The 20,409-nt window shown below is 62.9% G+C and carries 20 protein-coding genes; 10 read left to right on the forward strand and 10 right to left on the reverse strand.

From position 1 onward, the window contains the following. From zwf to ABH939_RS16130, 9 genes are all read left to right on the forward strand, one after another. Positions 1-1,545, forward strand: coding sequence for a glucose-6-phosphate dehydrogenase (zwf, locus tag ABH939_RS16090; protein ID WP_003944956.1), 1,545 nt, complete (start codon positions 1-3; stop codon positions 1,543-1,545). Further along, positions 1,545-2,453, forward strand: a complete 909-nt coding sequence (gene opcA, locus ABH939_RS16095) for a glucose-6-phosphate dehydrogenase assembly protein OpcA (protein ID WP_003944921.1) — start codon at positions 1,545-1,547, stop codon at positions 2,451-2,453. The genes zwf and opcA overlap by 1 nt, the downstream gene beginning before the upstream one ends. Continuing rightward, complete coding sequence (gene pgl / locus ABH939_RS16100; protein WP_030536405.1) at positions 2,446-3,186, forward strand: 6-phosphogluconolactonase; 741 nt, start codon at positions 2,446-2,448, stop codon at positions 3,184-3,186. Before opcA ends, pgl begins: the two co-directional genes overlap by 8 nt. A gap of 324 nt (positions 3,187-3,510) precedes the next feature. Next, positions 3,511-4,431 (forward strand): SDR family oxidoreductase, encoded by a 921-nt coding sequence (locus ABH939_RS16105; protein WP_404649805.1) that lies wholly within the window; start codon positions 3,511-3,513, stop codon positions 4,429-4,431. 25 nt (positions 4,432-4,456) lie between these two features. Then, positions 4,457-4,801, forward strand: coding sequence for an iron chaperone (locus ABH939_RS16110; protein ID WP_075833138.1), 345 nt, complete (start codon positions 4,457-4,459; stop codon positions 4,799-4,801). 33 nt (positions 4,802-4,834) lie between these two features. Next, complete coding sequence (locus ABH939_RS16115; protein ID WP_075833137.1) at positions 4,835-5,557, forward strand: AAA family ATPase; 723 nt, start codon at positions 4,835-4,837, stop codon at positions 5,555-5,557. A gap of 27 nt (positions 5,558-5,584) precedes the next feature. Next, a complete protein-coding gene (locus ABH939_RS16120; RefSeq protein WP_003944891.1) occupies positions 5,585-5,905 on the forward strand; it encodes a TfoX/Sxy family protein in 321 nt (106 codons plus the stop codon). A 134-nt stretch (positions 5,906-6,039) separates the two neighbouring features. Beyond that, on the forward strand, positions 6,040-6,288 hold the full coding sequence (locus tag ABH939_RS16125) for a hypothetical protein (protein ID WP_202426844.1): 249 nt from the start codon (positions 6,040-6,042) through the stop codon (positions 6,286-6,288). Positions 6,289-6,460: 172 nt separating this feature from the next. Beyond that, positions 6,461-6,973 carry a hypothetical protein gene (locus tag ABH939_RS16130; protein WP_225320373.1) on the forward strand — a complete coding sequence of 171 codons (513 nt, stop codon included), beginning with the start codon at positions 6,461-6,463 and terminating at the stop codon, positions 6,971-6,973. Here the strand turns inward: ABH939_RS16130 and ABH939_RS16135 are convergent. From ABH939_RS16135 to secG, 3 genes are all read right to left on the reverse strand, one after another. Next, entirely contained in the window at positions 6,960-7,745 is a 786-nt protein-coding gene (locus ABH939_RS16135) for an oxidoreductase (RefSeq protein WP_404649806.1), read from the reverse strand. The two genes, ABH939_RS16130 and ABH939_RS16135, sit on opposite strands and share 14 nt — an antisense overlap. Positions 7,746-7,849: 104 nt before the next feature. Then, complete coding sequence (ppc, locus tag ABH939_RS16140; protein ID WP_404649807.1) at positions 7,850-10,624, reverse strand: phosphoenolpyruvate carboxylase; 2,775 nt, start codon at positions 10,622-10,624, stop codon at positions 7,850-7,852. A 103-nt stretch (positions 10,625-10,727) separates the two neighbouring features. Then, on the reverse strand, positions 10,728-10,961 hold the full coding sequence (gene secG / locus ABH939_RS16145; protein ID WP_003944946.1) for a preprotein translocase subunit SecG: 234 nt from the start codon (positions 10,959-10,961) through the stop codon (positions 10,728-10,730). 209 nt (positions 10,962-11,170) lie between these two features. Between secG and ABH939_RS16150 the strand changes: the two genes are divergently transcribed. Further along, on the forward strand, positions 11,171-11,956 hold the full coding sequence (locus ABH939_RS16150; protein ID WP_269609242.1) for a tyrosine-protein phosphatase: 786 nt from the start codon (positions 11,171-11,173) through the stop codon (positions 11,954-11,956). Positions 11,957-12,045: 89 nt separating this feature from the next. On the opposite strand, the gene tpiA is transcribed toward ABH939_RS16150, so the two are convergent. The 7 genes from tpiA to uvrC all read right to left on the reverse strand — a co-directional run bounded on the left by tpiA (position 12,046) and on the right by uvrC (position 20,368). Next, a complete protein-coding gene (gene tpiA, locus ABH939_RS16155; RefSeq protein WP_042919821.1) occupies positions 12,046-12,831 on the reverse strand; it encodes a triose-phosphate isomerase in 786 nt (261 codons plus the stop codon). Between the two features lie 6 nt (positions 12,832-12,837). Next, a complete protein-coding gene (locus tag ABH939_RS16160; protein WP_003944901.1) occupies positions 12,838-14,049 on the reverse strand; it encodes a phosphoglycerate kinase in 1,212 nt (403 codons plus the stop codon). A gap of 17 nt (positions 14,050-14,066) precedes the next feature. Then, positions 14,067-15,086 (reverse strand): type I glyceraldehyde-3-phosphate dehydrogenase, encoded by a 1,020-nt coding sequence (gap, locus tag ABH939_RS16165; protein WP_003944851.1) that lies wholly within the window; start codon positions 15,084-15,086, stop codon positions 14,067-14,069. 158 nt (positions 15,087-15,244) lie between these two features. Then, on the reverse strand, positions 15,245-16,222 hold the full coding sequence (gene whiA / locus ABH939_RS16170) for a DNA-binding protein WhiA (RefSeq protein ID WP_021344225.1): 978 nt from the start codon (positions 16,220-16,222) through the stop codon (positions 15,245-15,247). Continuing rightward, a complete protein-coding gene (gene yvcK, locus ABH939_RS16175) occupies positions 16,219-17,283 on the reverse strand; it encodes a uridine diphosphate-N-acetylglucosamine-binding protein YvcK (protein WP_047270386.1) in 1,065 nt (354 codons plus the stop codon). Before yvcK ends, whiA begins: the two co-directional genes overlap by 4 nt. Further along, on the reverse strand, positions 17,280-18,179 hold the full coding sequence (gene rapZ, locus ABH939_RS16180; RefSeq protein WP_003944872.1) for an RNase adapter RapZ: 900 nt from the start codon (positions 18,177-18,179) through the stop codon (positions 17,280-17,282). Before rapZ ends, yvcK begins: the two co-directional genes overlap by 4 nt. After that, complete coding sequence (uvrC, locus tag ABH939_RS16185) at positions 18,176-20,368, reverse strand: excinuclease ABC subunit UvrC (protein ID WP_003944805.1); 2,193 nt, start codon at positions 20,366-20,368, stop codon at positions 18,176-18,178. Before uvrC ends, rapZ begins: the two co-directional genes overlap by 4 nt. Positions 20,369-20,409 lie beyond the last annotated feature (41 nt).

Below are 20,409 nucleotides of genomic sequence, written 5' to 3' on the forward strand. Positions count from 1 at the left end.
GTGAGCGATTCCGCGGCGGCATCAGATTGGGTGAATCCCCTTCGGGACAGCACCGACAAACGGCTTCCGCACATTGCGGGGCCCTGCGCCCTGGTGATTTTCGGTGTTACCGGCGACCTTGCCAGGCGCAAGCTCATGCCCGCCATCTACGACCTCGCCAACCGTGGACTGTTGCCGCCCGGATTCGCTCTGGTCGGGTTCGCCCGGCGTGACTGGACGGACGAGGACTTCGCGAACGTCGTCCTCGAGGCAGTCAAGGACGGCGCTCGCACCAAGTTCCGTCAGGACGTCTGGGAGAGGCTCGCCGAAGGTATCCGGTTCGTGGAGGGCAGTTTCGACGAGGCCGAGGCCTTCCAGAACCTGTCCGACACGTTGGCCACGCTCGACAACGAACGTGGTATCGGCGGCAATCACGGTTTCTACCTTGCGATTCCGCCCAACGCGTTTCCTCAGGTGCTCGAGCAACTGTCGGCGTCGGGCCTCGCGCAGGCCGAGGACGGTCAGTGGCGACGAGTCGTCATCGAGAAGCCGTTCGGCCACGACCTCGAGAGCGCTCGCGAACTGAACGCCGTCGTCAACAAGGTGTTCCCCGAGGACACGGTCTTCCGTATCGACCACTACCTCGGTAAGGAAACCGTCCAGAACATTCTGGCTCTGCGCTTCGCGAACCAGTTGTTCGATCCGATCTGGAACGCGCACTACGTCGACCACGTTCAGATCACGATGGCCGAGGACATCGGCCTCGGTGGACGCGCGGGGTACTACGACGGCATCGGCGCGGCCCGTGACGTGATCCAGAACCACCTGCTGCAGTTGCTCGCGTTCACGGCGATGGAAGAACCCATCAGCTTCGAGCCGCTCAATCTGCAGGCGGAGAAGATCAAGGTCCTCTCGGCTACTCGCCTTGCCGAGCCCCTCGACGAGACCACCGCCCGCGGCCAGTACGCGGGCGGCTGGCAGGGTGGGCTGCCGGTGGTCGGGCTACTCGAAGAAGACGGCTTCGCAGCGGACTCCATCACGGAGACCTTTGCCGCCATCACCCTCGAGGTCGACACCCGCCGCTGGGCGGGTGTGCCGTTCTACCTGCGCACGGGCAAACGACTCGGACGCCGTGTCACCGAGATCGCGGTGGTGTTCAAACGTGCACCGCACCTACCGTTCGACAAGACGATGACCGAAGACCTCGGCCAGAACGCTCTGGTCATCCGCGTGCAGCCCGACGAGGGCGTCACCATGCGGTTCGGCTCGAAGGTTCCCGGATCGAGCATGGAAGTCCGTGACGTCAACATGGACTTCTCGTACGGCCAGGCTTTCACCGAGTCGTCTCCGGAGGCGTACGAGCGGCTCATTCTCGACGTGTTGCTCGGCGAGCCGTCTCTGTTCCCGGTGAATGCCGAAGTCGAATTGTCTTGGGAGATCCTCGATCCCGTCCTCGAGCACTGGGCTGCCGGCGGTAAGCCGGAACCCTACGAGGCCGGAACGTGGGGACCACCGTCTGCGGACGAAATGATGCAACGCACCGGACGCGAATGGAGGCGACCCTAGTGATTCTCGATTTGCCGTCCACCACCACGGTCCAGGTCAGCAAGAAACTGGTCGAGGTACGTAAGACCGGCGGCGCTGTCACCTTGGGACGAGTGTTGACGCTCGTCGTCTGCACCAGGGACACCGGGAATGCCGAGGAAGCCATCGAGGCCGCCAACGAAGCAAGCCGCGAGCACCCATGCCGCGTCATCGTGCTTCTGCGTGGCGACGAGCAGAGTGAGCCCAGGCTCGATGCTCAGATCCGTGTCGGCGGGGACGCCGGCGCCTCGGAGGTTGTCGTGCTGCGTCTCTACGGTCCCCTGGCGGACCACGAGAGCAGCGTCGTCATCCCGTTCCTGCTCCCCGACACCCCGGTAGTCGCGTGGTGGCCCCTCGAGGCACCCGAGATTCCAGCCAAGGATCCCGTCGGGAAGCTCGCGATACGGCGCATCACCGATGCCACCGGCGCCCCCGATCCGACCGCCACCATCAAGGGGCGACTCGCGTCGTACACCGCCGGCGATACCGATCTCGCCTGGAGTCGCGTCACCTACTGGCGCGCGCTCCTCGCGTCGGCTCTCGATCAGCCGCCGCACGAGAAGATCACCTCAGCGGTGGTCTCCGGTCTCAAAACCGAACCGGCACTGGATATTCTCGCCGGTTGGTTGGCGGCCAAGATCGACGGTCCGGTCATTCGACGTACGGGTGAGCTGACGGTCGAGTTGAAGCTCGAGACCCGCAGTATCTCCATCAGTCGTCCGCAGGAGGGCACGACCGCTACGTTGATCCGCACCGGTCAGCCTGACGCGCTGGTTTCTCTGGGTCGTCGAGAGACACGCGATTGCCTCGCCGAGGAATTGCGTCGGCTCGATCCGGACGAGATCTACGAAGAAGCTCTGGCCGGATTGGAGAAGGTGACCTATGAGTGATGTTGTCGTAGAGAAGTTTTCCGACGCCGGCCAACTTGTCGACGCTGCCGCCGCACGCCTGGTCACGACCATCGTCGATGCCCAGAAGGCTCGCGGGTTTGCGTCCATCGTGCTGACTGGCGGTGGAACCGGCATCGCACTTCTCGAGAAGTTGCGTGAAGCTCCCGGCGACATCGACTGGTCGCAGATCGATCTGTACTGGGGCGACGAACGGTTCCTGCCGTCCGGCGATCCCGAGCGGAACGAAGTGCAAGCACGTGAGGCGCTTCTCGATCATGTGCCGGTCGATCCCGACAGGGTACATGCGATGGCCGCATCCGACGGTATCTACGACGGTGATCCACACGGGGCGGCGACGGCGTACGAACAACTGCTGGGCGCTCAGGCACACGGGAATCAGGTTCCGACGTTCGACGTGCACCTGCTCGGTATGGGCGGCGAAGGACACGTCAACTCGTTGTTCCCGCATACCGACGCTGTTCGCGAAGAAGCGCGTTTCGTAGTCGCGGTGACGGACTCCCCCAAGCCGCCACCGGTGCGGATCACCCTCACGTTGCCTGCTGTTCGGCGAGCCAAAGAGGTCTGGCTGCTCGTCTCGGGTGCTGCAAAGGCCGAGGCCGTTGCCAAAGCCGTCGGAGGTGCTTCGGCCGACGACTGGCCGTCCGCCGGCGCCACCGGTTTGGTTGCGACACGTTGGTTCCTCGATTCGGACGCTGCCTCGCAGCTTCCCTGATCTGATTTCACAGATCTGATTTCACACCGGTCGGGAATCGTCTTCGGGCGATTCCCGGCTTGGTGGTACGTCGACGACTTCCTCACCGTGGCGACTTTCGACTACCCGCCGAGTCCGGATCCGATGCGAATTTCCTTTTGACGGAACGGAACTCAATCCCGAGATCCCGTTTCTCCAACCAGCACTGCGCCCCACACAACGATCCATCTCTCCCCTACCTCCTTCATCCGAGTGATTACTACCTTGGACGCCGCGAAGTAAGGTTCGGTTCCGCAGATCGCGTTCACTCTTGAACGAAGCAATCCAGGCGAGAACAATCGAACAATGTCGTGGACACCGAATCCGGACGCACTTCGCGGGCGAGTGGCTGTAGTTGCCGGGGCGACGAGGGGCGCCGGACGCGGAATCGCCGCGGCCTTGGGCGAGGCCGGTGCAACCGTCATCTGCACTGGCCGGAGCACATCTGCCGGAATTCTTCAGTCGGACTATCCGCGCGGAGAGACCATCGAAGAGACGGCAGAGTTGGTCACCGAACTGGGCGGCGTCGGCGTGCCGATTGCCGTCGATCATCTCAAGAGCAAACAAGTGGCTGATCTCGCCGAACGCTTGCGAATCGACTATCACCACATCGACATCTTGGTCAACGACATCTGGGGCGCGGAATTACTCAAGGGTGGGCCGGCGGAGTGGAACACGCCGGTATGGGAACACGATCTGGACAAGGGGTTTCACATCTTGCGTCTGGCGATCGACACCCACATCACCACGTCGCACCACCTCCTGCCGCTCATGACTGATCGGCCAGGCGGACTGGTCGCCGAAATAACCGATGGCACTACCGAATACAACGCATCGAACTATCGCATCTCGGTGTTCTACGACTTGGCCAAGGTGTCCGTGAACAGGCTCGCATTTTCGCAAGGCCACGAACTTGCCCCGTTCGGCTGTACTGCCGTCGCCATCACTCCCGGGTTCCTGCGATCGGAGATGATGCTCGAGAATTTTGGTGTCGGCGAATCGAATTGGCGTGACGCTTTGTTGCCGGAGCGGGATGGTCCGACTGCGCCCGCGGATTTCGCACGCTCCGAGTCACCAAGATTCATCGGACGTGCGATCGCGGCCATCGCCGCCGATCCGAATCGGAAGCGATGGAATCAGCGATCGGTCAGTTCAGGCGAACTCGGAACGGAATACGGGTTCACCGACACCGACGGCAGCCGACCGGACTTTTGGCGAGCCAACTGAATCCGACTGTGATTAAGATCCGTTCATGGCCGAATTCGCGACGATCGACCAATACATTGCGTCGTTTCCCGCCGACGAGCAACGAGTCCTCGAGAGCATCCGCGAGACGATCCACAACACCGTCCCCGGCCTCGATGAAACCATCAGCTATCAGATGCCCACCATGAGAGTGAACGGGAAGAATCTGGTTCACTTCGCAGGCTGGAAACACCACATCTCGATGTACCCGCTCCCGGCGAGTGATGCAGAGTTCGAGAAGTCCGTCGACCCGTACCGGGCTGCGAAATCAACGGTGAAGTTCCCGCTGAACAAACCGATCCCTCTCGACCTCGTGGCCCGAATCGTCGAATTGCTCGCGCAGCGCCACTAGCTCCAGTTTCCCGTCGGAGCCCTGTGAGAGCGTATGGCCGTGCAGAGACAACCCATCCGACGCATCAAGACCGGGACATCGTCAGGCGCTGACGTAGGCAGCTGGCCGATGACGGTACCCGCTGTTGCGCAGATCGTTCAGGACGGTCTCGAACTTCCACCGGGTGTCACCATTCTGGTCGGCGAAAACGGAGCGGGAAAGTCGACCGTCATCGAAATTCTTGCCGCCGTTCTCGGTCTCAATGCCGAAGGCGGGTCGACCAATACGCGGCATCAGACTCGATCGAGTGAACCGGGCGGCCTCGACCTTGTGGTCGAGCGGAGTCCCGGAGCATCGAAGTGGGCGTACTACCTCCGAGACGAAACCCTGCACGGTTTGTACACGTACTTGGAGGACAACCCCAATCCCAAGCGACCTGAACCGCTTTACCATCACCTCTCCCACGGTGAGGCGCTGCTCGAGATCCTGTCGTCGAGGACCGCCGACGGCGGCTTCTATCTCATCGACGAACCCGATGCCGCACTCTCCTTCCAAGGGACCCTGACACTGGCCGCGCTGCTCGGCGAGCTGGTGGAATCCGGCGCGCAGGCGGTGATCGCGACGCACTCGCCGATCATCGCGGCGCTGCCGAACGCCAACCTGCTCGAGATCGGAGAATGGGGAATCCGAGCCTCGAGCTGGGAGGACCTCGATCTGGTGTCGAACTGGCAGCGGTTCCTTCACGACCCGCACACGTACCTGCGCCATCTGATCTAACCTGGAACTCCACCCCAGGAGGCCTCCATGGCATACGACAAAGCGCTGGCTGAGCGTATCCGCGATGCGCTCTCGGGCGAGGACGACGTCGAGGAAGTAAAGATGTTCGGTGGGCTGAGCTTCATGGTGAACGGGAAGCTGGCCGCCAGTGCGAACTCACACGGCAACATCATGGTTCGGTGTGACCCCGATCGAGTCGACGAGCTTCTGACGCACAAGGGTGCAAGCTGGCCCGAGATGCGGGGTAAGCCGATGAGCAAGGGATGGATCGTCGTCGACCGAACCGGGACGAGTTCGAACGTCGAATTCAACGCGTGGATCAAGGAAGCTTTGGACTTCGTTCACTGACAGCTGGGGTGCGTTGCCGAAGATATCTGACGAGACTGGTGTGGCCGCGGGCTCTCGCGTCGATGAGAGACTGAACCGTGCCCGATCGACCTGAGATTGTCTGTATCTGCGGCTCTGCGCGATTCGCTGAAGAGATGCGGGAGGCGAACCGCGACCTGACGTTCGCGGGCGTGATCGTCGTCGCGCCGGTTGAAGCAGACGAGGCGGTCTCTGACGAGCAGAAGAACCTGCTCGACGCGCTCCATCTGCGCAAGATCGACCTCGCCGATCGGGTTCTGGTCGTCAACCCTCGCGGATACATCGGTGAGTCCACGCGCCGAGAGATCGCGTACGCGCGCGCCGCCGGCAAACCAGTGTCGTTCACGACGCCGTTTGATCAGTAAGCGCCTCGTCGGTGCGGGCCGCAACGAATATTCTCACGCCGAGTTGCTCGAGCCCTAGCGCCGGTTCGATCAATTTCGCTCGATTCGGCAAAAGTGAACTGGGCGGCCCTTAGACTCCGGAAAAGCATTGGATTGGGCGGCTCGACGCCGCGGAGGAAAGGTGGTCCGTCGCGTGACGTTCACACCCAATCAGCCGGATCACCAACGCGCCTTCGGGTTTCAGACGCCGTCGACCCGCGCAATTCCCTCCCTCATGCCCGACCGTTTCGGACCTAGCCTCATCGGATCGCTCTGGGCGTGCGCCGGGATCGTCGCCGGAAGCCTCGGCCCGTGGACGTCATCCTCCGCACTGGACCACAGTGGTATCGACGAATGCGGAGTGATCACTCTCGTCCTCGCTCTCTGCGCGGTGACCGCGCTGATCACCCTCATGGTTCGAGACGTCACGCCCGAGATCAAGAATCACTGCACCGGCCCTTTGGTCGGAATCGCGGTCTTGATCGTTGCCGTCGGAAACGCCGCGTCCATCGTGCGACGTAGTACCGAGTTCGCAGGGCACACTGCCGGACCGTCCATCGGGTGGGGACTGTGGGTGGTCATCGCGGCCGCAGTGATCCTGTGCATCACGTCGTCGACCGTCGCGCACATGATCAGGTTTCAGGCAGCAATGATCACAAGGTCTTGATCAGACCGCCGTCGATCACGAAATCCGCGCCTGTCACGTTCCCCGCACGATCGCTGGCGAGGAACAACACCAGGTCGGCAACCTCTTCGGGGAAGGTGAACCGCCCAGTCTCGGCTCCGGCCGCGGCGCTTTCGACGATGTCGTCGGCGGCTGATCCACTCGCCTTCGCCAGCGTCGAGGCCACTCCGTGCTTGCCGAGCCACAACTCCGTTTGCACCGGGCCAGGGCTGACGGTATTGACGCGGATCCCCTGCCCGCCCAGTTCTTTCGACAACGACTTCGAGAAGTTGGTCAACGCCGCTTTGGCGGCGCTGTAGTCGATCACCGTGGGGTCAGGTAAGAATGCGTTGACCGAACTGATCGTCACGATGTTCCCGCCACCTCGGCGGATCAACTCCGGCAGCGCAGCGCGAACAGTGCGTACAGCCGACAAGAACGTCAGATTGAACGACGCCGCCCACTCTTCGTCTGTGATGGCCGCGAAACCGCTCGTTCTCGGGGTGACGGCGCCGACGTTGTTGACCAGGATGTCGACGCCGCCCCTCGCTGCTGCAACCTCGAGCAGTCGGGTTGATCCTTCGACACTCGCGAGGTCGACGCCGACAAAGGTGACGGCGCCGCCGGACTGCAGCGATTCGAGTTCCGGCGAGAGCGTCCGCGAGCCCGCGACGACGTGGACTCCCTCGGCCACCAAGGCCCGAGTGATCGCCAACCCGATACCTTTTCCCGCGCCGGTAACGACGGCAGTTCGTCCGTCCAATTGCAGATCCACTACGGTCCCCGTTCGGTCCGGTGCGCAGCGTTGGGTGTGCGTGCGACAGCTCTAGAGTCGCCGCACGCACACCCTGGTAAACCTGCAGAACCAGCCGCTGTTACCTAGCCACTGTTACGAAGCGCAGTGGCCAGGCCGTTCATCGTCAGCTGGATACCCCGACGCACCTGATCGCTCTCGTCGCCGGAACGGTACCGACGGATCAGCTCGACCTGTAGATGGTTGAGAGGTTCGAGGTACGGGAACCGGTTGTGGACCGAACGCTCGAGGCCCGAGTTGTCGGCAAAGAGGTTCTCGTTGCCCGTGATTGCCTTGTACATGCGAATTGTGCGTTCGTGCTCGTCGGTGATCATTCCGAAGACTCGCTCGCGCAGTTCGGCGTCGGGCACGAGGTCCGCGTACCGGGCCGCCAAACCGAGATCCGACTTCGACATCACCATGGCCATGTTCGAGAGCACGGTTCGGAAGAACGGCCACTTCTCGTACAGGGCCGTCAACGTGGCAAGCCGAGCGTCGTCTCCGTCGATCCATCGTTCGAACGCGGCGCCGGTTCCGTACCAACCCGGAAGCATCACGCGAGACTGACTCCACGAGAGCACCCAGGGAATCGCTCGCAGGTCGGAGATCGCCTTGGTCTGCTTGCGAGAGGCCGGACGAGAGCCGATGTTGAGTGCCCCGATCTCCGCGACCGGTGTCGACGCTTCGAAGTACTGCACGAATCCTGGTGTGTCGTGCACCAATTCGCTGTACGCGGTGCGGGCGAGGGCCGCGAGCTCGTCCAGTACCGCGTAGGCAGCGTCGGCATCGCTGCCGAGTCCTTCGACGTCGAGCAACGTCGACTCGATAGTCGCGGCGATGAGTGTTTCGAGGTTGCGATGTGCCAGACGCGGTTCGGCGTACTTGGCCGCAATCACCTCACCCTGCTCGGTGATTCGCAGAGAACCAGCGACTGCACCGGGAGGCTGAGCCAGAATCGCTTCGTAACTCGGTCCGCCGCCACGTCCGACGGTTCCGCCGCGGCCGTGGAAGAGCCTCAACCTGATTCCGCTCTTACGCGCGGCATCGACGAGGTCGAGTTCGGCACGGTACAGCGCCCAGTTGGCTGCCAGGTACCCGCCGTCCTTGTTCGAGTCGGAGTACCCGAGCATCACTTCTTGACTGTCACCACGGGAACGGACGATCGCACGATAGATCGGGATGTCGAGCGTCGCCAGCAATGTGTCGGCGCCGCCCTGCAGATCCTCGATCGTCTCGAACAACGGCACGATGCCGATCGGGCACGAGGGCTCGCTACCGACGCCCGGATCGAGCACCCCGACCTCTTTGAGCAGCACTGCAGCCTCGAGCATGTCACTGACCGAGGTACACATGCTGATGATGTAGTTGGGTACCGCACCCGCTCCGAGAACCCGCACTGCCTTGGCACCGGCCGCCATGATGGCCAGTTCCTTGGTGGTCAATTCGCTGAACTCGGCGTCCGGCGAAGTCAGTGGTCGCCGCGTCGTCAACTCGGCCGACAGCAATTCGACTCGATCGGCTTCCGGCAAGGACGCGTAGTCCGGGTGAACTCCGGCCCACGCCAGAAGTTCTGCGACGACGCTTTCGTGTACCTCGGAGTTCTGCCGCATGTCCAGACCGGACAGGTGAAAGCCGAACACCTCCACCGCTTCTCGGAGCCGATCGAGTCGATCGTCGGCGATGGTCTCGTCACCGAAACGACGCAACGAGGTGTCGATGATTCCGAGATCCCGCTGCAACTGTGCCGGGTCGGTGTACGCCTCGTGTCCGTCGTCGGAGCCGTGGGCGGGCAACTCCCCCAGTACCGTCAGTGCTGTGGCGCTCAAGCGCCCGCGGATACCGCGAATCGCGCGACGGTACGGCTCGTCGGCCCTGAAGGCAGAGTCGTCGCCGGAGGTAGACGCCAGCAGATCGAGTTCGGGCGTGACGGAAACCAGCCGCGCCGACATCGACAGTTCACGCTCGAGATGTTCGAGTTCCTCGAGGTGATGCTCGAGAGCAGTCGCCGCAGCGCGCGACGTGGCGCGCTGGACGATTTCGCCGGTCACGTACGGATTGCCGTCTCGGTCACCGCCGATCCACGAACCCGGCCTCAGGATCGGTTCCGGCAGGAGCCCGGCGTCCGGCCAACGAGTGCGCAGAGCTTTGCGAACCTCGGCGTTGATCTTCGGAATCACCTCGAACAACGCTGCGTCGTAGTAGCGCAGGCCTACCTCGATTTCATCCTGGATGCGGAGGCGGCTGAGCCGGATCAGTGCCGTCTGCCACAGGGTCAGGATCTGACGGCGCAATTGCAGATCGACATCAGCGGTTTCTGCGACGCTCAGCGCCGTGCGCTCGCGGTATCGCATCAACTCGGTGATCCGACTCTGCGTCTCGAACACCGTACGGCGTCGAGTCTCCGTCGGGTGAGCGGTGATGACGGGTGAGACCAGGGCGCCCCGCAGCGCTTCTTCGACGGTGGCCGAATCGATATCGGCTGCATCAAGTTTGGTGTACGTGGCCGCGAGAGTGCTGTCGCGGGGCGGTTCCCCCGCATTGACGTGGATGGCCCGTCGACGCTCGCGATGGATGTCCTCGGCCAGGTTGGCGAGCAGTGCGAAGTGACTGAACGCCCGGATGACGGGAATGGCGTCGTCCGTACTGATTTCGGCGAACAGCGACACCAGTTCGGCGCGATCGATCTCCGAACGACGGACTCGGAACGACTCGACACGGGCTCGCTCGACCAGATCGAACACATTGTCGCCGGCTTGCTCTCGCACTATTTGTCCGAGTATTCCGCCGAGAAGCCGGATGTCTTCGCGCAGCGGCTCGGTGGCCTCTCGCGGTGTTTCTCGATGCGACGCGGTTTCAGTCATCACACAATTATCGACCGAAACAAAGAACCCCGCTCGATAGGCGGGGTTCCGTGTCTGAAATTCGTGTGTGAAAAACTACCGGCTGTAAGTCATGAGCCGAGAATCAGGCGAACTTGATCTCCAGGCCGATGCCGACGATCGAAATGAGCCAGATCAACGCGGTGAAGACCGTCAACCGATCGAGGTTCTTCTCGACAACAGTCGATCCGGACAGGCTGGACTGGACACCGCCACCGAACAGACTCGACAAACCGCCGCCCTTACCGCGATGCAGGAGCACCAAGGCGATGAGGAGCAAGCTGGTGATGACCAGCAGGATATCCAGGAACAGTTTCATGTCTGTCTACGTCCACCAATCCAATAGGGACAACTACAACCGATAACACCATACAGGCGCGCGCAGATAGCCTGACCACATACCCGCCTCGCACATGACTTTGCACCCGGCCAGGCACGACTCTTGGTCAGTGGCATCGATCACACTGTCGAGATACCGATTCAGTAGTTTTTCAGTTGACGCGACTCTACCTCCGAAAGGCCGGCTCCATGCTTTCCGACACTGCCCTGCCCAACACTGCCCTGCCTGACACACCGCGTCTGGCTTCGATTCACAACTTCCGCGACGTGGCCGGCCCCGGGTACGTCACGACCAGCGGACAGGCGATGAGCCGCGGAGTCTTCTACCGTGCAAACGTACTGACGCCCTCGCCCGAGGATCTTGCAATCGTGGAATCGCTGGGGCTGACCGCCGTCTATGACGTGCGCTCCGAAACCGAGGCGAACGAAACTCCCGACATCGTGCCGGCGCCGGCGATGTACGCCCACATTCCCATCCTGTCCGGAAACATCCACGCCGAAGCGATGGCTCTCCGAACAGCGGACGCTGCAACAGCTTTCATGCAGAACATCAATCGCAGCTTTGTCGCAGACCCCGTCACTCGGAACGGATTTTCGCAGTTGTTCGCCGCCCTGGCGACCACCGAGGGGCCGCAACTCTTCCACTGCACGGCGGGCAAGGACCGAACAGGTTGGGCGGCAGCACTACTGCAGACACTCGCTGGTGTACCGCGCGAAACGATCACGGCGGACTACCTGCTCACGAACACGTACTCGGCCGAGTACATCGATGCAACAGTCGCGAAGATCGCCGCTGCCACAGATGCAGACAAGGGCGAGGTGATCCGGTTGCTGCTTTCCGTCGACGCGAGTTACCTGGGCGCTGCCTTCGAGCAGGTCGAGCACCACTACGGGACCGTCGAGAACTATCTGACCGCCGGGTTGGAGCTTGCTCCCGAACTCGTCGGCGCTCTGGAAACCAAACTGGTGAGCTGACTCGCGAACAAAAAACTGCGGGTGTGTGGCCTACTCGGTCACACACCCGCAGTCTTAGTCTCGAGCAGTTTCAGCTCACTACCCGATCATCACGGGAGCGGACCGCCTGCAGCGATCGCAGACAGTGTCGCGAACTCGTCAGCCTTGAGTGACGCGCCGCCGACAAGAGCGCCGTCGACGTCGGTCTGGCCGACGATCTCTCCGACGTTCTTCGAGCTGACGCTACCGCCGTACAGAACGCGAACGCCGGCCGCGACCTCGGCGTCGGCAAGTTCGGCCACTGTTGCTCGTACCGCAGCACACACTTCCTGTGCATCGGCGGCAGAAGCGACACGGCCGGTGCCGATGGCCCAGACAGGTTCGTACGCAATGACGATCTTGGAGATCTCCTCCGCGCTCAGGCCCGCCAACGAACCCTTGAGCTGTTCGACGTTGTAGGCGACATGCTCGCCCGCTTCGCGGATCTCGAGGCCTTCGCCGATGCACACGATCGGCGTGAGGCCGTTCTTGAGAGCGGCCTTCGTCTTCGCGAGGACGGTCTCGTTGGTCTCACCGTGAAGGGTGCGACGCTCGGAGTGACCGACCACGACGAAGGTGCAACCGAGCTTGGCCAGCATGGAGCCGCTGATCTCGCCCGTGAACGCACCCGAGTCATGAGCCGAGACATCTTGCGCGCCGTACGTGAGGAGGAGCTTGTCGCCCTCGATCAGCGTCTGGACGCTTCGGATGTCGGTGAACGGCGGGATGACCGTGACGTCCACTTTGTCGAAGTACTTCGCAGGCAAAGAGAAAGCGATCTTCTGCACCAGGGCGATAGCCTCGAGGTGGTTCAGATTCATCTTCCAGTTGCCGGCGATCAACGGCTTACGTGCCATGTCGGATCAGCCTTCCAGTACTGCGATGCCAGGCAGCTCTTTGCCCTCGAGGTACTCGAGGGAAGCGCCACCACCGGTGGAAATGTGCGAGAAGCCCTCGTCCGGGATACCGAGCTGACGAACGGCTGCTGCGGAGTCGCCGCCGCCGACGACGCTGAAGGCGCCCTTCTCGGTTGCCTCCACAATTGCCTCGGCGACACCGCGGGTGCCTGCCTCGAACTTCGGGAACTCGAACACGCCCATCGGGCCGTTCCAGAACACCGTCTTGGCGCCGGTCAGGATCGCGGCAAAGCGCTTGACCGACTCCGGTCCGATGTCCAGACCCATCCAGCCGTCGGGAATCTTGTCGAACGGAACGATCTTCGACTCGGCATCGGCCGAGAAGGAGTCCGCGACGACAACATCCTGAGGGATGTGGATGACGTCGGCGTACCGGTCGAGGAGATCCTTGCAGGTCTCGATCATGGACTCTTCACACAGCGAATTGCCCACGGACACACCCTGAGCCGCGAGGAACGTGTAGAACATTCCGCCGCCGATCACCAGAGTGTCGACCTTCGGCGCCAGTGCCTCGATGACGGCCAGCTTGTCCGAGACCTTGGAGCCACCGAGCACCACCGCGTACGGACGCGCTGCGTCCTGCGTGAGCTTGGCGAGCACCTCGACCTCGGCGCCGACCAGGTATCCGGCGTAATGCGGGAGCAGCTTCGCGACGTCGAAGACCGACGCCTGCTTACGGTGAACAACACCGAATCCGTCGGAGACGAATGCGCCGTCGTCACCGACCAGCTCGACGAGAGCCTTGGCGAGCTTGACCCGCTCGGCTTCGTCCTTGCTGGTCTCGCGAGGGTCGAAACGGATGTTCTCGAGCATCAGGACGTCACCATCGGTGAGTCCTTCGGAACGAGCCAGCGCGTCCTGTCCCACGACGTCACCGGCGAGTTGCACGTTGCGACCGAGGATTTCGGCCAACTTCGCGGCAACCGGTGCGAGGGAGAACTTGGGATCGGGCTGACCGTCGGGGCGCCCGAGGTGCGCGGTCACGATGACCTTCGCTCCACCCTCGGCAAGTGCCCGCAGGGTGGGAGCGGACGCGACGATGCGACCCGGGTCCGTGATTTCTCCGCCATCCAACGGGACGTTGAGATCGGAACGCACCAGTACGGTGCGCCCTTCGACCCCAGCGTCCAGCAGATCCTTCAGCGTCTGAACTGCCACTGTTATCGAAACTCCGCTCAGAGAGACTTGGCGACGAGGCCGATGAGGTCGGCGAGGCGGTTGGAGTAGCCCCACTCGTTGTCGTACCAGGAGACGATCTTGACCTGGTCGTCGATGACCTTCGTCAGACCCGAGTCGAAGATCGACGAGTGCGGGTCGGTGACGATGTCCGAGGAGACGATCGGTGCGTCGGTGTACTTCAGGATGCCCTTGAGGGGTCCTTCGGCAGCAGCCTTCATCGCAGCGTTGATCTCGTCGGCGGTGGCCGACTTCTTCAGGTTCGCGGTGAGGTCGGTGACCGAGCCCGTGGGGATCGGCACGCGCAGTGCGTAGCCGTCGAGCTTGCCGAGCAGCTGCGGGAGAACCAGGCCGATTGCCTTGGCTGCACCGGTACCGGTGGGAACGATGTTGAGGGCAGCTGCGCGGGCGCGACGGAGGTCTGCGTGCGGAGCGTCCTGCAGGTTCTGATCCTGGGTGTACGCGTGGATCGTGGTCATCAGACCCTTGACGATGCCGAACTCGTCGTCGAGAACCTTGGCGATGGGGCCGAGGCAGTTGGTGGTGCACGACGCGTTGGAGATGATGTTCTGGCTGCCGTCGTACTTGTCGTCGTTGACGCCCATCACGATGGTGATGTCTTCACCCTTGGCCGGAGCCGAGATGATGACCTTCTTGGCGCCGGCTTCGAGGTGTCCCTTGGCCTTTGCGGCGTCGGTGAAGATGCCGGTGGACTCGACGACGACGTCGACGCCCAGCTCGCCCCAGGGAAGTTCGTTCAACGGGCCACGGTGTGCGAGGGCCTTGATGCGCTGATCGCCGACGACGATCGTGTCGTCACCGTCGAGCGACACGTCGTACGGCAAACGGCCGAGGATGGAGTCGTACTTCAGCAGGTGAGCGAGCGTCGCGTTGTCAGTCAGGTCGTTGACTGCCACGATCTCGATATCGGTGGTTCCGAGCGCCTTCTGCGCATCCACCGCCCTGAAGAAGTTACGTCCGATACGGCCGAAACCGTTTACGCCAACCCGGACAGTCACAATTCGCTCCTTTGACCATGATTCTGGTGTGCAACTTGACCCACGCATACTCCGAATCCGTGTGTGCACGACGCGGACGTGGGGTTCATCGGTCGATGTGACTCATACCCTAATGCGCGTGGCCCGAACGTGCGCAGCCCACCCTGACGGAGGGCAGGTCACCCCTCTTCGAGTAGCTCCACATTCACTGCGGATTCGGTGTCGGGTATGCCCGTTTCCTTGGCCTTGCGATCAGCCATCGACAGCAGGCGACGGATACGTCCGGCAACGGCGTCCTTGGTCATCGGCGGGTCGGCCAACTGGCCGAGTTCTTCGAGGGACGCCTGCCGATGCTCGACGCGCAGTGCACCCGCCGCCGCGAGGTGATCGGGCACGTCCTCACCGAGGATCTCCAACGCACGCTCGACGCGCGCAGCAGCCGCAACGGCAGCGCGAGCAGAGCGTCGCAGGTTTGCGTCGTCGAAATTGGCGAGACGATTGGCGGTGGCGCGGACCTCGCGTCGCATCCGCCTCTCCTCCCACACCAGACGTGTGTCCTGGGCTCCCATTCGGGTCAGGAGATCGCCGATGGCCTCACCGTCGCGGATCACCACACGATCCGTTCCGCGAACCTCACGTGCCTTCGCCGAGATCCCCAGACGCCGCGCAGCTCCAACCAGAGCAAGTGCAGCTTCCGGGCCGGGGCAGCTCACTTCGAGCGCCGACGAACGGCCGGGTTCGGTCAGGGAACCGTGCGCGAGGAACGCACCGCGCCACGCTGCTTCGGCGTCGCCGACACTTCCGCCGACGACCTGCGCAGGCAAGCCGCGAACCGGGCGCCCGCGAAGATCGAGCAGTCCCGTCTGGCGCGCGAGGGCCTCACCCTCCTTCGCTACACGCACGATGTAGCGAGCGGACTTTCGAAGCCCGCCCGCACTGAGTACGTGCACGTCGGCACTGTAGGTGAACAGGTCGAATATCTCCCGGCGCAGACGTCGCGCCGTGGAGCCCAGATCCACCTCTGCTTCGACGACCACCCGGCCGCCGACGATGTGGAGCCCACCGGCAAAGCGCAGCAACGCGGAGACCTCTGCCTTGCGGCAGCTGACCTGAGTCACCACTAACCGGCTCAGTTCGTCCTTGACCTCCGCTGTCATTGCCACGAAGCGTTCTCCCTCTGTTCTTCGGATTGCTGTTCTTGCAGGGAAGACTGTGTCGAATCCCCTACTGCCGCACTGCTCGACAGTTCAGCCAGTACATCGGCCAGTTTTGCCGGATCGTGTACATGCGCTGCGCCCGGTGAGGTGTCCGCGACATCCGCGTACCTGACTTCGGCTGAAAATTGATCCGCCGCACGCTGCAGATGTTCACGTTCACGCCCGGCCGGTACCGACGCCGAGTCGACCACCACGTAGTCGACCCGGAAATCGGGCACGTGTTGGGAGAGTACGTGCAGGTGACGCTCTGCGGAGAATCCGGCGGTCTCCCCCGGCTCGGGTGCGAGATTGAGCACCAGCACCTTTCGAGCGTTCGTCGACGACAGTGATTCGACGAGTTCGGGTACCAGGACGTGTGGGATCACGCTCGAGAACCACGATCCCGGGCCGAGAACCACGAGATCGGCACGATCGATCGCAGTCACGGCATCGGGGCACGCGGGCGGATTGGACGGGAGCAGTCTCACACGCCGAACCTTGCCCGGGGTGGTCGCGACGGCAACCTGTCCACGAATGCAGCGGCTGACGCGGGGGTCCTCTTCGAGTCCCTGAACGTCGGCTTCGATCTCGAGCGCGATCGGCGACATCGGCAGCACACGGCCACGGATTCGCAGCAGTCGCGCCATCTCGTCGAGCGCGACGACCGGATCGCCGAGCACCTCGGTCAGTCCGGCCAGGATGAGATTGCCCACCGAGTGCCCGGCAAGTGCGCCGACACCGCCGAAGCGATGCTGAATGGTCCGAGTCCAGTCGACTATCTCGGGTTCGTCCGACGCGAGAGCTGCCAGCGCCATCCGGAGGTCTCCAGGCGGGATGACGCCGAGTTCGGCGCGCAGCCGGCCCGACGAACCACCGTCGTCGGCGACCGTGACCACGGCGGTGACGTCGACCGTCAAGCGTCTGACGGCCTGGAGCGTGGCGAACAATCCGTGCCCGCCGCCGAGCGCGACGATGGCCGGCCCCTCGGTTGTCTCCCGCGAGCGATGTGTCGGTTCACTCATTCGCGCCCCAGATCCCGGTGCACGATGCTGACCGAGATGTCGTCCTCGGAACCCAAACGCCTCGCGAGAGCTTCGGACATGGCCACGCTTCGGTGCTTACCGCCGGTGCACCCGACCGCAATTGTCATGTAGCGCTTTCCTTCTCGTCGATATCCGGCGATCGTCAAATCCACCAGATGTCGGTAGGTGTCGAGATAGTCTTCCGCGCCCTCGCGGGACAACACGTAGTCGCGGACGTCGGCATCCTGACCGGTGTGCGGGCGAAGTTCAGGGATCCAGTGGGGATTGGGCAGGAAACGAACGTCACAGACGAGATCGGCGTCCATCGGCAGGCCGTACTTGAATCCGAACGACTGGACCGTCACCTTCATCGTGCGGTTGGCATCGTTCCCGAACGCCGTTTCAATCTTCTGACGCAGCTGATGCGCCTTCAGCGCCGACGTGTCGATGACCAGATCGGCGGCCGCCTTCACCACGGCCAACTGCCGGCGCTCGGCTGCGATCCCTTCGGACAACGTGCCGTCGATGCCGTCGTTCTGCAACGGATGACTGCGGCGCACCTGTTCGAACCGTCGGATCAACACGTCGTCCGACGCTTCGAGGTACAGCACCCGAGTATGGATCGGTTCCGCCTCGAGTTCGGTGAGCACCCACCCGAGATCGCCGGTGAAGAGTCGACTCCGCACGTCGATCACGACGGCGAGACGATCGACCGGCGGGTCGGAGGTCAGGCTCAGACCGACCATTCGGGAAATGAGCTCAGGTGGCAAATTGTCCGCGACATACCAGCCGAGGTCTTCGAGCACCTTGGCAGCGGTACTCAAACCTGCTCCGGACAATCCCGTCACCAGCAGGAAATCCATCGTTCGACTGTCTTTGGCGCTGTCGGTAGTCACTGTGCACTCGGCCCCGTCGTCGGCATGGACAATTCTCGCGACTCGGAGCCTTCGTCACCGCTACCGGATTCGGCGCTGGGCGCGTCAGCAGACGTAACAGACGATTCGGATTCCGTGTCCAGCTCATCATCCCCTACCGCGGCTGGCAGCGCTCGAGCTTCAGCACCCGCGTCGGCTGCAGCCGAATCCGTGCCGAGTGCGGCCAGAACTGCTGTGGCGGTGGTCTCACCGATACCGGGGACCTGCATGATCTCCTCGACCGTTGCCGTTTTCAGCTTCGCCACGGAACCGAAGTGAGCCACCAGAGCGGTTCGACGAGTTTCACCGAGCCCCTTGACCGAATCCAGAGCCGAAGCCGTCATCCGCCTCGAGCGTTTGCTGCGATGGAACGTGATCGCGAAGCGGTGGGCTTCGTCTCGGATGCGCTGCAGTAGATACAACGACTCGCTCGTCCGAGGGAGGATGACCGGATCTTCTTCCCCCGGTACCCATACCTCTTCGAGTCTTTTGGCCAACCCGACTACCGCGACGTCGGTCACCCCCAACTCGTCGAGGACCGCCGCTGCCGCCGTGACCTGAGGGGCGCCGCCGTCCACGACGAACAGATTGGGCGGATAGGCGAACCGCCGAGGCCGGCCCGTCGCCGGGTCGATCGCCGCTTCGGGAGCCAGGTCCCCACCGTCCGAGTCCATGGTCGACGCCGACGCCGCGAGGACGCCCAGGTCGCGGTTGTGGCGCAGGAACCGCCGACGCGTGATCTCGGCGATACTCGCGACGTCGTCGGAATGACCGTCGCCGGCGGCTTCCTTGATCGCGTAGTGGCGGTAGTCCGACTTACGCGGAAGCCCGTCCTCGAACACGACCAGTGACGCCACGACGTCGGTTCCCTGGACGTGACTGATGTCGATGCATTCGATTCGTAGCGGAGCCGAGTCCAGGTCCAGTGCTTCCTGGATGCCCTGAAGCGCCGCGGAACGCGAAGTGAAGTCGCCGGCGCGCTTGAGCTTGTGCTGCGCCAGAGCCTCTTTCGCGTTTCGCTGGACTGTTTCGGCGAGGTCTTTCTTGTCGCCGCGTTGCGGAACCCGCAGTTGCACTTGCGATCCCCGAAGCTTGCTCAGCCACGCCTGGATCTCGGTCGCGTTTGCCGGCAGAACCGGCACCAGAACTTCCTTGGGAACTGCGCTGATCCCGGCCTCGGAACCCGCTCCCGGGTCGAGGGCCGCCTGCTCCCCGTAGAACTGGGTGAGGAACTGCTCGACCAGGATCGGCAGGTCGGACTCGGCGTCGAGTGCGGCCCAGTCGATGGCGTCGCCTGCCTTCTCCACGACCCATCCACGCTGACCCCGCACGCGTCCGCCCCGCACGTGGAACACCTGAACGGCGGCTTCGAGATCATCAGTGGCAAAGGCGACGAGATCGGCGTCGGTGCCGTCACCGAGTACGACGGCCTGCTTCTCGAGCGCCTTGCGCAAAGCCCCGATATCGTCACGCAGACGGGCTGCGGTCTCGAAGTCGAGGTCCTCGGAAGCCTGCTGCATGCGCTTTTCGAGATCTTTGACCAACTTGTCCGTGCGGCCGGCGAGGAAGTCGCAGAAATCTTCGACGATCTGACGATGCTCCTCGGCGCTGACTCGCCCGACGCAGGGCGCCGAGCACTTGTCGATGTAGCCGAGCAGACACGGCCGGCCGATCTGGTTGTGTCGTTTGAAGACTCCGGACGAGCACGTTCGTGCGGGAAACACTCGTAGCAGCAGATCGAGTGTTTCGCGGATGGCCCAGGCATGGGAGTAGGGACCGAAGTACCGGACACCCTTGCGCCGCGGACCGCGGTAGACGAACAAGCGCGGGAACTCTTCGTTGAGCGTCACAGCGAGAACCGGATACGTCTTGTCGTCGCGGTACCGGACGTTGAACCGCGGATCGAATTCCTTGATCCAGTTGTACTCGAGCTGAAGCGCTTCGACTTCGGTACTGACGACGGTCCACTCGACGCTGCCGGCGGTGGTCACCATCTGCCGAGTACGGGGATGAAGTGTCGTGACGTCCGCGAAGTACGAGTTCAAACGTGAACGGAGGCTTTTCGCCTTTCCGACGTATATGACCCGACCATGCGGATCGCGAAATTTGTAGACGCCCGGCGCAGCCGGAATGGTTCCGGTAGCGGGGCGGTAAGTCGAGGGATCCGGCACGGTTTCAGGTTAGTCGCCGCCACCGACCGACTCGGAAACGC

The organism is Rhodococcus sp. 27YEA6 (genome assembly GCF_044908235.1).
In the GTDB taxonomy this organism is placed as follows: domain Bacteria; phylum Actinomycetota; class Actinomycetes; order Mycobacteriales; family Mycobacteriaceae; genus Rhodococcus_F; species Rhodococcus_F qingshengii.

Coding starts and splice junctions, on each gene's coding strand:
- pgl (WP_030536405.1), top strand. CDS start 2,446: ATGAGTGATGTTGTCGTAGAGAAGTTTTCCGACGCCGGCCAACTTGTC.
- ABH939_RS16105 (WP_404649805.1), top strand. CDS start 3,511: ATGTCGTGGACACCGAATCCGGACGCACTTCGCGGGCGAGTGGCTGTA.
- ABH939_RS16110 (WP_075833138.1), top strand. CDS start 4,457: ATGGCCGAATTCGCGACGATCGACCAATACATTGCGTCGTTTCCCGCC.
- ABH939_RS16115 (WP_075833137.1), top strand. CDS start 4,835: ATGGCCGTGCAGAGACAACCCATCCGACGCATCAAGACCGGGACATCG.
- ABH939_RS16120 (WP_003944891.1), top strand. CDS start 5,585: ATGGCATACGACAAAGCGCTGGCTGAGCGTATCCGCGATGCGCTCTCG.
- ABH939_RS16125 (WP_202426844.1), top strand. CDS start 6,040: ATGCGGGAGGCGAACCGCGACCTGACGTTCGCGGGCGTGATCGTCGTC.
- ppc (WP_404649807.1), bottom strand. CDS start 10,624: ATGACTGAAACCGCGTCGCATCGAGAAACACCGCGAGAGGCCACCGAG.
- secG (WP_003944946.1), bottom strand. CDS start 10,961: ATGAAACTGTTCCTGGATATCCTGCTGGTCATCACCAGCTTGCTCCTC.
- ABH939_RS16150 (WP_269609242.1), top strand. CDS start 11,171: ATGCTTTCCGACACTGCCCTGCCCAACACTGCCCTGCCTGACACACCG.
- tpiA (WP_042919821.1), bottom strand. CDS start 12,831: ATGGCACGTAAGCCGTTGATCGCCGGCAACTGGAAGATGAATCTGAAC.
- whiA (WP_021344225.1), bottom strand. CDS start 16,222: ATGACAGCGGAGGTCAAGGACGAACTGAGCCGGTTAGTGGTGACTCAG.
- yvcK (WP_047270386.1), bottom strand. CDS start 17,283: ATGAGTGAACCGACACATCGCTCGCGGGAGACAACCGAGGGGCCGGCC.